General features: G+C 56.2%; 9 protein-coding genes. 3 read left to right on the forward strand and 6 right to left on the reverse strand.

Features of this window, described 5'->3' with window-relative positions:
* Nucleotides 1-33: 33 nt before the first annotated feature.
* Together BLR08_RS29910 and BLR08_RS29915 are read left to right on the forward strand one after the other, a co-directional pair.
* On the forward strand, nt 34-1,902 hold the full coding sequence (locus tag BLR08_RS29910; protein ID WP_176835640.1) for a cache domain-containing sensor histidine kinase: 1,869 nt from the start codon (nt 34-36) through the stop codon (nt 1,900-1,902).
* Entirely contained in the window at nt 1,880-3,064 is a 1,185-nt protein-coding gene (locus BLR08_RS29915; protein ID WP_072338261.1) for a response regulator, read from the forward strand. Before BLR08_RS29910 ends, BLR08_RS29915 begins: the two co-directional genes overlap by 23 nt.
* 223 nt (nt 3,065-3,287) lie before the next feature.
* Here the strand turns inward: BLR08_RS29915 and BLR08_RS31365 are convergent, their stop codons facing one another.
* Together BLR08_RS31365 and BLR08_RS29920 are read right to left on the reverse strand one after the other, a co-directional pair.
* Nucleotides 3,288-3,431: a hypothetical protein gene (locus BLR08_RS31365; RefSeq protein ID WP_176835638.1), complete on the reverse strand. Its 144-nt coding sequence runs from the start codon at nt 3,429-3,431 to the stop codon at nt 3,288-3,290.
* A 37-nt stretch (nt 3,432-3,468) separates the two neighbouring features.
* The gene (locus tag BLR08_RS29920) at nt 3,469-3,741 is read right to left on the reverse strand and encodes a hypothetical protein (RefSeq protein WP_072338245.1); all 273 of its coding nucleotides are present in this window, start codon (nt 3,739-3,741) and stop codon (nt 3,469-3,471) included.
* A 194-nt stretch (nt 3,742-3,935) separates the two neighbouring features.
* On the opposite strand from BLR08_RS29920, the gene BLR08_RS29925 reads away from it, so the two are divergent.
* Nucleotides 3,936-4,628 carry a Fic family protein gene (locus tag BLR08_RS29925; protein WP_072338244.1) on the forward strand — a complete coding sequence of 231 codons (693 nt, stop codon included), beginning with the start codon at nt 3,936-3,938 and terminating at the stop codon, nt 4,626-4,628.
* Between the two features lie 106 nt (nt 4,629-4,734).
* Here BLR08_RS29925 and BLR08_RS29930 read toward each other — a convergent pair whose 3' ends face one another.
* The 4 genes from BLR08_RS29930 to BLR08_RS29950 all read right to left on the reverse strand — a co-directional run bounded on the left by BLR08_RS29930 (nt 4,735) and on the right by BLR08_RS29950 (nt 11,432).
* Nucleotides 4,735-6,027, reverse strand: coding sequence for a copper amine oxidase N-terminal domain-containing protein (locus BLR08_RS29930; RefSeq protein WP_176835639.1), 1,293 nt, complete (start codon nt 6,025-6,027; stop codon nt 4,735-4,737).
* 136 nt (nt 6,028-6,163) lie between these two features.
* The gene (locus BLR08_RS29935; RefSeq protein WP_256257859.1) at nt 6,164-7,249 is read right to left on the reverse strand and encodes a serine hydrolase domain-containing protein; all 1,086 of its coding nucleotides are present in this window, start codon (nt 7,247-7,249) and stop codon (nt 6,164-6,166) included.
* A gap of 829 nt (nt 7,250-8,078) precedes the next feature.
* Nucleotides 8,079-9,845 (reverse strand): exo-alpha-sialidase, encoded by a 1,767-nt coding sequence (locus BLR08_RS29945; RefSeq protein WP_090586623.1) that lies wholly within the window; start codon nt 9,843-9,845, stop codon nt 8,079-8,081.
* Nucleotides 9,846-9,875: 30 nt separating this feature from the next.
* Nucleotides 9,876-11,432: an extracellular solute-binding protein gene (locus BLR08_RS29950; RefSeq protein WP_090586626.1), complete on the reverse strand. Its 1,557-nt coding sequence runs from the start codon at nt 11,430-11,432 to the stop codon at nt 9,876-9,878.
* Between the last annotated feature and the right edge of the window lie 185 nt (nt 11,433-11,617).

Genomic DNA, 11,617 nt, shown 5'->3' on the forward strand with positions numbered 1-11,617 from the left:
CATAACCGGCTGTTTCTGCTGTTTCTGGCCTGCATGCTGATCCTGCTGTTTATCGTCAGCTTCCTCTACGACCGGAAGTCGACCGAGATCATTCACGGTAAAATCAGCGCGCTTGCCGAGAAAAACATCTCGCAGACGGTCGGACTCTTCAACCTGCTGCTGCAGGGCTATGACAGCGTTACCAAGTCGCTGAACAGCAACTACGAGCTGCTGCGTCTGCTTCAGGAGCGGGATGCCAATAAAGACCCGTCCGTCAGCTTCATCAACGAACGCACGATCACCAACATTATCGGAGCGAGCTACTACTCCCGCGACGATATCGTGGGCATTCATATCATTACGAACGGCGGCAAAAATTACAGCTATGAAAGGCGGTTCGCCGGCGTCATGGACGCCAATTATTTCACCTCCGACTGGTACAAGAAGCTGCTCTCCTCGAGCGGCGAGATGGTCTGGCTCGGGCTGTACCCCGGCTCGGTCATCAACCGGTTCAGCGAGGACCCGCTGTTCGTATTCGGACGCAAGCTGTTCGATCTGACCGACCACCAGGAGATCGGAGTCATGCTGATCGAGACGGACCCGAAGCCTATCCTAGCCGCCTTGTCCAATGTCACGATCAGCCCGAACAGCCGGGTGTATATCGTCGACCGCGAGGACCGGATGATCGCTTCCACGGAGCGGGAGCAGGACCGGGACCCGGTCAAGCTGCCTTCCTTCAGCCGCCTGCCGCGGCCCGAAGCCGATCATATCATCGTCGACGACGGAGGCGATCAGCTGATCGTGGCGGCCAAGGCCGTGCTGTCGGACTGGACCGTATTTGGGTTGACGCCGAAGGGGGATATGAACGCGGAGGTCGTCAAGACGCGCAATTATTTGCTGATCGTGGGCCTGGCGCTTGTGCTGGTTGCGACCGCGCTCGCCTCGCTGATCTCCCGAAGCATGTCCTCGCCCCTCAAGCTGCTGATCCGCGAGATGAAGCAGGTCGAGATGGGGAATTTCCGCGGTTCGGTCAACGTCCGGTCGTTCGATGAGATCAACTCCCTTGTCTCCTCCTTCAACCGGATGGTGCGGCGGATGGATGAGCTGATCGAGCGGATCACGCTGGCCTCCATCAGTGAGAAGAACGCGGAGCTGCAAGCGCTGCAGTCGCAGGTCAATCCGCATTTTCTGTACAATACGCTGGATATGATCTACTGGATGCTGGACGAACAGGAGAACGACCGGCTGGGGCGGGTGATTCTCGCCTTGTCCCATATGTTCCGCTATAGCAGCGACTGGCAGGAAGCGTCGAAGACGACGCTGCGGCAGGAGCTGGAGCAGATGCAGCATTATATGACCATCATCGAGAACCGGCTGGCCGGACGGGTGCGGACGGACATTCAGGTAGCGCCCGAATGGCTCGGCGTGCCGCTGCCGAAGATGACGCTCCAGCCGATTATCGAAAATGCCGTAAAGTACGGCCTCGAGCCGCTGCACGAGCATGCCGGCGTGCTGCGCGTGTACACGGAAGCGGAAGGCGACGAGCTGCGCATCGTCATCTGCGATAACGGAGCCGGGATGGAGCCGCAGACGCTGGAGCGGCTGCGCGCCTCGCTCCAAGACAACGCGGAGCGTGAGCGGTCTGCTGCGGGGGCCGGTGCGTTGACGGATGGCGCAATCGCAGGCGGTAGCGGTATGACCGCCGCCGGAGCGGAGACGCCCCCTCCGGGCCTCCCGTCCGCCCGGACGCGCCGGGGCATCGGGCTGGCCAACGTCCACCGCCGGATGACCTTGATGTTCGGAGAAGCCTACGGGCTTCGCATAAACAGTACGCCAGGGGAAGGGACGACGGTGATCCTCACCCTCCCTCTTCCCCGCCAAGGAGGCTCTGACAACCATGATCCAGATTCTGATCGTCGATGATGAAGCTGTCATCCGCGAAGGTATTCAGCGGACGCTGCAGAACCGTTTTCCCGAGCACCGCGTCCATCTGGCCGGCAATGCCGAGCAAGCGATCGCGCTGCTGCGCGAGCATCGGATTCATATCGTGCTGACCGACATCCTGATGCCCGGCATGTCGGGGCTGGAGCTGATGAACGTCTCCCGCCACCGGCATCCCCAGCTGAAGTGGGTCGTGATCTCGGCCCACTCCGAATTTGCCTACGCGCAGGAAGCCGTCCGGCTCGGGGCCAAGGATTACCTGCTCAAGCCGATCGGCAAGGATGCGCTGACCGAGATGATCCGGACGCTCAGCGGCGATATCGAGAAGGACCTCGCGCTGACGGAGGAAGCGGAGCTGCTTGCGCGCAGCCGCAAATATTTGCAGGAGGCCGTCTTCCAGCGGTTCGCGGCAGGACTCGATACCGGACGCATCGATATGAGCATGATGGTCGAGCAACATCCTCACTTTCATCTGATCATGGTCAAGATGGAATCGGACCGCCCCGTGCGCCTGGAAAACTTCATCATCGAAAATGTGCTTGCCGAGCTGATCGAGCGCAGCGGCCGCGGCTTCGTCACCGTCCACGACAGCCGCAGCCTGCTCGGTCTGGTCACGCTGGAGGCGGAAGGCGCGCTTCCCGAGCTGCTGACGGAGCTGCGCTCGCATCTGATCAAGTACTTGCGTGTCCCGTTCCAAATCATGCATACCGAGCGGATCGACTGCTTCGAGGCCGTCCCCGAGGAGGTGCAGCGGATGCGGCAGGCTTCCACCACGCAGGTTTACGAGCATTACACCAGCGGAGGCGACCGTGCCGTCGAAGTGGCGCAGCAATACATGCGCACCCACTACCAGGCCGATCTGTCGCTGGAGAAGATCGCGGCCCTCGTCTACCTGAACCCGGTATACTTCAGCCAGCTGTTCAAGCAGAAGACCGGCCAAGGCTTCAAGGAATACGTCATCCAGCTCCGTCTGGAGCAGGCGAAGCTGCTGCTGGCGAACCCCAAGCTGAAGCTGGCCGACATCGCCGAGCGGATCGGCTACCAGGATGTGCGCCACTTCACCCAGGTATTTCGCAAGCGGTACGGCGTCACGCCGTCGGAGTTCAGGCAGGAGGCGGAGGGGGCGGCGTTGAATCCTGGCTAATGCGCATCCCGCATCCCGGACCGCTGCAATTTTTAACTTTTTGCATTCCGATTTACTCGCATCTCGGAGTGCTCCTTTAAAATAAATGGAGTACTCCCCTAAGAGCTTACCCATAACACATGTTAGAGGTAGCCGTGCCTCTTCTTCATGTTTAAATAGACGATTCTCCATACACGGCCATTGTCCGGACTTTCACCGTACACATCAACAGGTCATAAAAGAATTATCCATTATTTTTATTCATTGACCATGCCGCCTGCAAATTATCTCTCCAAGCGATCCATCCCAGCGGTAAATTAGCAAGATTTGTGACGGTGAAGTCATATGCCACGATTTCTTTTAAACTTATTAACATAGCATCGTCCATATTTACATCCCTTAAGTTCTACTTCCCCGACAATCCATTACCAGTTTTCCGGCACGGCAGTGCTGGGCTCTGGCTTATGTGGAGGCGGAGGCGTCGTCGCGCACAAACTGTCGAAATCTGCGATCTGCTCCATCTCCTCCCATGTGAGTCCGTAGGGAAATCCCCACGCCGTATAACCCGCGATATATGCATAGATCTCATCCGAATCACTGTTTTCCCACTCCTCGCGCTCGAGCTGCCGTTTTTCTTTGCGCTTTCTTGAAGCCTCCAATACCTGTAGGTTGGCACTCTTGCGCTTCTTGACCATCATTCGTCTCCCCCCAGCCGAAGAGCCAGGTATACCCCCTTGCTCCGCCATCTCCGCACAACTCTTTTACTGCCAAAATTATACACAATCATAAAGAAAATTCAATCTAAAAGCAGAAACCCGTATGAGATGGCAGATGAAAGGTGATTTTGCTTGCAAAACCGGATATAATGACAACAAGGCAGGAGGGATAGGAATTGAAACTATTTTCGGATAAATATGCGCTGACCAAACAACAAAGTTTGTTTCTGGCCAAAAAGAAATGGGACGAAAACATATACTGTGGAATGAAGATGGAGAACCGGAATATTACCTTTCCGCAAACCCAAACGATACTGAACGGCGTCAATGTTCCCGGTGTCACGCTGGACGACATACAAGCTGTCCTCAATATGAGGGATGCTTGGCGTTATTTGGTTAATGCGATTGATGAGCCGACTACGCTTCCCCTCATTTGTAAACTCAATGAATACGTCGCGAGGAATGAAGCGCTTGAATGGGGCGTTTTAAGAACCGGCCATGTCGGAATTTCCGGCACGGATTATGTACCACCCCTTCCAGTGCAAAGCGAGATCGAACAGGAATTGGCGGACTTACTGGCGGCAGACATCACCATAACGGAGAAAGCCATTACGGCTTTTCTATGGGGAGCTCGGCGGCAAATGTTTTGGGATGGAAACAAGCGTACCTCCCTTCTTCTGGCGAACAAGCTTCTTGTCGAGAGTGGTCATGGTTTGCTGACTATTACTGAGAAAAATATGGAGCGATTTAACGAATTATTATCTGCCTACTATACTTCGAATGATATGAGCGAGATCAAGCTGTTTTTGTACGAACATGCGATCAGCGGCATTGACTTCGATCTGGAGAAACGCCGTGAATCCGAATAATCAAATGCTGGACTACCACTGTTCGCTTGGATAACAACCTGTTCACGCCAAGAAGCCCCTCCATTCGGAAGGGGCTTCTCGCTTGCGGGTTAACTAACCCGTCTACTCAATCTTCATCGATATAAAAATAGTTTTCACCGATTTGAATATTGTTGTTTTGGCCCGGAGCCGAGTCGTTATGCACGAAAAACAACAGGTTTTCGACGGTTCCATCCTGGTAAGCCAGCACCAGGGTGTTGCCGCTAATGCGGTAAGATCCGGTTGTCTCTCCGCCGGCAGCCCCTTGGGTGGGAGCTCCGCCCTGCACCGACCCGAGCATCAGCCGGTTGCTTTTGAACGTGCCGTTGTCGTAAAAAGTGATCCAGTTCGTCCAAGAAGTCGAGCCGGCCGAGATGCCAGCAAGCCCCGTGTACCCTCTATATACGTATTCGTCCGTGAGCTTCAAGTCTGCGTTTGCGGGTCGGACGCGCTCCATTTCCACATCGTCGATGAAAAGCGTTCCGCCTTCCACCTTGATGCTGTAACGTTCTCCATTGCCAAGCGTCAATGTTCCGTTTGAGATCGTGTACGACTGGCAGCTGTCCGTTCCGCAATCGATCGTCTCCGGTCCTCCGTTGACCGGCGGACCTACAATGACTTGGCTGCCTTGGAGAAAGGTGAACATATCCCAGCACATGCCCCCGCATTCATAGCCGCCGTTGTCATCTCTGAATCCGTAGTACATCCCTTGCAGCTTGCTCACATCTACGGAATCGGAGACAGCCGGTTTGTAAACCCCGCTGCCTTGGGGCGGTTCGGGTACGGCAATCGGCTCTGGAGGCTGATTGGCCGCTTGAGCGGCTTCGTATTCGGCTTTAATGCGGGCCAGTTCCTTGTCGACCATGTCCTGAACCTGTTCCCGGGTGGCGCCATTGGACGCTATAAACGATTCTGTATAAACAATGACCTGCGGACTGTAAGGATTCCAGGCAACAAGCGAACCGGTGGATTCGCTTATGAAGCGGACCGGCACCAAGGTATACCCGTCAACCAGCCGGGGAGCTTCGCTCATGGTCAGCGTCTTTCCGTTGACGACAGCCTTATTGCTGCCTACCTGCAGCTGCAGCGTATAGCCGTCCGCCGTGCCGGTCACGATCTGCTGGGCCTGATTCCATTCCACCTTAATCCCCATCGCTTCAAACAACGGGCGAAATGGCACAAGCGTTGTGCCGTTCGTGATCACCGGATCTTTTTCCAATTCCAGCTGACGCTCATTAAATAAGATGGTCACCGGCCTGCCGGCTGCCTCCGCGGCTGCAGCTTGATTGCCGAACAGCGCCATGGTTGCCAGCAAAATTGCTCCTATCCATAAAGCGAACCTTACGGGAGTAACGTCGATCGTCCGTGTACTTGTTTGCACCATAAACCTCCTTGTAGCCCAAGTGTGGGTCGCTTGCGGCAAACCTGCCGCAGCTTGTTTGAACTATAGGAGGGATCGGAATAAAATACCAGTTACTGGGGTCACAAATCATTAAAATTAGTACTTTAGCAGCATGTTACATATCCGTTATGGAAGCTGCAATGGCATTGTGAAAAAGCGCTCGCAACCGAACAACAGAAGTTTGTCTGCCGTAGCGGACGCGGTTGGTCAGCAGGGCAACGGATACGCCGCAAGCCGGGTCTATAAACAGGCTCGTACCGGTGAAGCCGGTATGCCCATAGCTGTGTGCGGACAGCAGATCGCCCGAAGCATCAAGCGAATCGCCCTTCAGCGCCCAGCCAAGTCCTCTTCGTCCGCCTGACGCTTCGCCGGACTGCAAGCGGACGGCCAGACGAACCGCGGAGGATGACAGCAGCCGGCCCCCGGCGCAGCGCCCTTCCCCTAACCACAGCTCGGCATAGCGGGTCAGGTCCTGCGCCGTCGAGAATAACCCGGCATGGCCGCTGATCCCGCCCAGCGCATAGGCGTTTTCATCGTGAACCTCTCCCTGGCGCGGCCCTTCTTCTCCCGCATACTGCTCGGTGGGGGCTACCCGGTCCAGCGGCAGTCCGGCTGGCAGCCTGAACCAGGTATCCCGCATGTTCAAGGGCTGGAACAGCCTGCGGTCCGCCGCTTGATCGAGCGGCTCCCCCCACAGCTCCGAGATCAGATGACCAAGCACAATATATCCCATATCGCTGTAGACAACGCGCGAGCCGGGCTCATGCTGCAGCTCCTGCTCCAGCACGAAGCGGATGATTTCGTCGCGGCTCCAGCCATGCGAATGCATATCCGTGAAGGAAATAAGGCCCGAGGTATGCGTCAGCAGGTGACGGATCGTCACGGCGGATTTTCCGTTCACGGCAAATGCGGGCAGAAACAAAGCGACGGGATCATCCAGCCGCAGTCTTCCTTCCTCCAGCAGCATCAAAACAAGCGGCAGAGTCGCCACGACCTTCGTCAGTGAGGCGCAGTCGAAAATCGTGTCGGCCTCAGCCGTCCCGCAAGCATACTTAAGCGTCTGCCCGTTCCTGGCTACTACGACTTCCGCACCCGGCGTTATTCCATCGGCTACGGCTTGATCCAGTAACCCCAGTGCCCTCTGAAGACGCTCGGGGTCCAATGCTAACTGTGAAGCCTTCTCATTCATCAAGCTCGACATCTTCTTCATCCTCTCAGAAATGGCCTTCAGAAACATTATTTCATATTTCATAAGATTTTTGAAATATGATTTCCAAGCCAAAAAGCCTTTTCTCCCTCCAGTTAACCAGAGGAAAGAAAAGGCTGGGATAGTCCGCAAACTATCGGGGGTGACGCATGGGCTTCAAAGTGACGTGCAATCACATGCCTCCCCGAACGCGTCCCGCCCCCGCCTCAATTCAATTCAAACTTAACCCGAAACGTCTTCCCCTTCGGCCCGTTTTTAACCGGGTCAACCTGCCAAAAATCATTGGGGCTCATGACGGGAAAATCATGGTGGACAGCGAGGTTGGCCAAGGAACGACGATGAAAATTATTCTTCCGACCGTCTGATCCGGCGCCGGAGGAGGGATAGGGGTAGAATAGCGGTAAACAGGGATTGTCTTCATGGAATATATTCCCCAAAGACAGTCCCTGCTTCGTTAGTTTGGCTTATTCGGCAGGCAATTTGGCCCACTTATACGGTTTTCCGTACAAACTTCCGCCTACTGACCGCCAGCAGAGCGTATCTGTACGATTTTCCGCACAAACCTCCTATTGGGGGCCACCAACTGGGTGTATTTGTACGGTTTTCCATATAAACCCTGTAACATTGATCGCCGATCGGGCCTATTTTATATGATTTTTCGGCTACGGCTTGAAGGCGCATAAACCGGACAAATGCATCTGCCCTCTTGCCTGATCCACTCCCGCATCCAGAGAACAGCTGCCTCAGCGCTTGCGTTCTACGCTCGGGCTATCGCTCCTTCTATCAGTCTTCCGTCATCGCGCCGTCCGTCAGCCTGAGACGATCATCCCCGGCTCGGCAAACCGGCCCGGAAGTTGCCGACCGCCTCCGAGACGCGCAGGTAGCGGTCATACAAACGCAGGCCGTGCAGGGTCCCCTCCAGCGACGGGGCGACTGCCAGCTGGCCCGAGCCGCCGACCTGCTTGAGAAACGGGCTGAACCGCCCGAAGCCGAAGGGCCGGCGCTCCCCGCCGTCGCATAAGCGGCCGTCGATCACGAACAGAATCGCCTTCGGGCCTCCATCGACGATGATGACCAGATGATGCGGCGCTCCCGTCTGCAGCAGCCCGGGATCGGAATCCCAGCTGGCCGTCGTGCGCCCGTCGCTCAGCATAATCGAGACCGCAGCCTCTTCGGTCGTCTTCACGACGATCCCGCGTCCGCCGGCGTCTCTCGTATCGAGCAGCACCTGCCCGGCCTTCAGCTCGCGGAAGCTCACCCACAGGTCCAGCGTGAAGCCTCCTCCTGCGCTCAGCTCCGGGAGCGCAGGCATCCTCAGCGACGCGCCGGGACTCAGCTCGGGTCCGGCCGCAGCCAGCACGAGCCCCCGGTCGGTGATTTCCCGGTTCATGTGCTGCTGCCACAAGCCCTCGAGCAGGGTCCGGTCCACCTGATGAATGCGGGCTATCGTTTTCTGCGTCTCGGTAATGTAGAAGCGCCCGTCAGCCGTTTCCAGGAAATCCGGATAGCTGATCCGCGTGTTCGGATTGTCGTCGTACAGCACAATCTCCGGCTCGGACCAATGAATAAATCCATCCTTCTCGATGCCTCCCGTGAACCAGGCGGGATTGCGGTCAAGATACGCCTCTGCCGGATTGCTCCGGCAGTCATGCCCGTGATTGTGGAACCAGAGCAAATAACGGCCATTGCTGAACTTGCGCACAAAATTGGCTGCCCGCGGATGCCGCAGCTTGCGCCCGCCGGGCGTGTATACCGCATGAGCCGGCTCGGTCCACGTGCGGCCGTCGTCCCGGCTGTAAGCGGCGCAATTGGAGCCCTCCACCGTCCGGTATATGCAATACAGGCTGCCGTCATCCATGCTCACCAGGTTATGCTCGTCGGCTACGGCGCTTGCCGGAGCCCGCAAGCCGATATCGCCGCCAGGCAGCGTTTCCCAGCGAATGCGTCCCGGGTCCGGCTCCGTCAGCAGATTATCGCTTCGCAAAATGACCCCTTCCGACGACTCCATAAACCCGACGCCAAAATTGCCCACTTTGGACAGAGCAACGTAGAAGTCGCCTTTATGCACGATCGGCTTGCACACGCTCCAGAAGAAGCGCACCTCCCCGCCGTACGGATTGCCCCGGTCGATAGCGAAAGCCCGCACCGGGATAGGATACCTTTCAGATGACCAGGTCCGGCCGTTGTCGTCCGAGTATTTGAACACATAGTCGCCGAGCGTATCCACGCGTTGAAATACGCGTCCGTTGCCTTGAACCTCTCTCATGTTCGCGCTGTTGTACGTATAGAATACGTACACCCGTCCTCCGGGAGCCAGAAATGGAGTAACCCATGAGGATTCGGGAGGACCCGGAGGCTCGATATCGATCAGCTCCGACCAGGTCCGGCCTTCGTCCTCGCTGATCGTAGCGACGATGTGCTGATCCGCTTCCCCCTCGGCTCCCGTCCCTGTCGTCATCACGCACAGCCAATTGCCGTCCGGCGTTATGACCGTATAGGGCTGATCGCAGTAATGCTTTTTGGGCAGCTCAATGCCTGCAGCTATATGGCGTACGTCGGCGGGATTTGCCTGTCGGTTTGTCTGGTTCATAACATAGTTCCTCTCCGGATTGGGAATAAATTAAGATTTTTTCATATAGCTGTAGCTTGGGGCGGATTTGTTCTTCTGGAGCCTGTTGACCTCTTCGATCATTTTATCGCCCCCGGAGCTTTTCCATTTGGCCATCGTTTCATCGAAAATTTGATTCGGATCAACCTTTGCGTCCAGCAGCATCTTACTATAGCCCTCGGTCAAAATTTGCCCGAGTTGCGCCGATGTTTCGCTGCGATAAGGGAATTCCACATTGGGGCGCAAGTAATCGTAGACCGCATATTTCTCATATTCGTCCAGTTTCTTGATCATGTACTGCGCGATGTCCTTGGACACGAACTTCGTGTATTTCTCCGTATGCGTAAACAGCCACTCCGGCTGCAGCAGCTCCAGGCCGACGTTCGTGTTGTATTGTTTATCTTTTTTGTCGTCGGGAAACGGGGTTTTGATGCCATTTTCAATGCTGTAGGTTTTGCCCTCCGCTCCATACTGGATGTAGTCATAGCCGTCGGTCAGCTGGTATTCCAGATAGCGGAGCGCAGCTTCCGGATTTTTCGACTTGCTGCTGATTTGATTCGTTCGCGAGATCGGAAGCGCAGGCAGCGCGAGCTGCCATTTCCGGCCCTTATGCTCGATCGGATCGAGAATTTCCGCTTTCATCGCAGGAATGATCGCCAGCTGGCGGAAGTCCCCGATATTCGTGGCGATGATGCCGACTTTGCCGGACTTGAATTTGTCGAAGCCGATTGTTTTGCCGACCATGAAGTCCGGGTCCAGCAGCTCTTCCTGGCGCAGCTGACGCAGGAAGGTGAACATATCCTTCACCTCGGGCTGAGTCGTGCCGTTCAGCAGCTTGCTCGCATCCTTCGCATCGGGATACCAGCCCGGATTGCCTCCGAATAACGGCAGCAGCGCGTACACGTTGGTCAGCTGATTGTCCTTGAACGCAAAGGGAATCGTATCCTTCTGGCCATTGCCATCCGGGTCCTTGTCCCGGAACGCCCGCATCACCTCGACAAGCTCATCGAGCGTTTTCGGGTCGCTCAGCCCCAGCTTCTCCAGCCAGTCCTTGCGAATAATAAGCCCTGTTCCTCCGCGGTCCCGCAGCCATGGGACTCCGTATATTTTGCCGTCCGTAGGACTCTTCATCATATTCCAGATGTTGTCGCTGAAGGCGGCCTTCAGCTTGGGGAATTTCGGCAGAAGATCGTCCAGCGGAAGGAATACGCCTTGGGCGATCAGCGCGTTATGCTCGGCGTCTCCCGGGCTGAACGTATTGACGATATCGGGAATGTCCCCGCCGGCAAGCTTCACATTGATGGTCGTCTTGTATTCGGCGGAAGGCGGCGTTTCATAAGTAACGTCGACATGAGCGCCCTTCTCCACAAGCTTCTCCAGCCCCGAATCGGGATAGTAGACATGGCCCGGATAAAGAGGCTTGATGACTGTAATCTTGGGGAGAGGACCGGCCTCCGCCCCTTGGCCTCCTTCCGGAGCGGCGGGACCCTTTGTGCCGTCGGAGCAGCCGTACAGGACAGTCGAGGCGATGACGCCTGTCATCAGGATGGGTAATGGTCTACGCAGCAAAAGTAAAACCTCCTTTTTGATGGTCGAGCGAGGGAATTTCTCTCTCTGGTTAACAGGTTAGCGCTTTCAAGCAGATTGCGTAATAAGGTTCAATTAAAGTTTCACGGTGTTTTATTAAGTCTTGGGACACAGGACGCGGCTTAGGTTGTTGGTCGGTTGGTGGCTCGGTTGTTGGCTCGGTTGGT

This window comes from Paenibacillus sp. cl123 (assembly GCF_900101595.1).
GTDB lineage: Bacteria > Bacillota > Bacilli > Paenibacillales > NBRC-103111 > Paenibacillus_G.

Bases quoted from the DNA above. Each gene is read 5' to 3' on its own strand.
- BLR08_RS29910 (WP_176835640.1), top strand. From the start codon at position 34: ATGCTGATCCTGCTGTTTATCGTCAGCTTCCTCTACGACCGGAAGTCG.
- BLR08_RS31365 (WP_176835638.1), bottom strand. From the start codon at position 3,431: ATGGACGATGCTATGTTAATAAGTTTAAAAGAAATCGTGGCATATGAC.
- BLR08_RS29920 (WP_072338245.1), bottom strand. From the start codon at position 3,741: ATGATGGTCAAGAAGCGCAAGAGTGCCAACCTACAGGTATTGGAGGCT.
- BLR08_RS29935 (WP_256257859.1), bottom strand. From the start codon at position 7,249: ATGTCGAGCTTGATGAATGAGAAGGCTTCACAGTTAGCATTGGACCCC.
- BLR08_RS29945 (WP_090586623.1), bottom strand. From the start codon at position 9,845: ATGAACCAGACAAACCGACAGGCAAATCCCGCCGACGTACGCCATATA.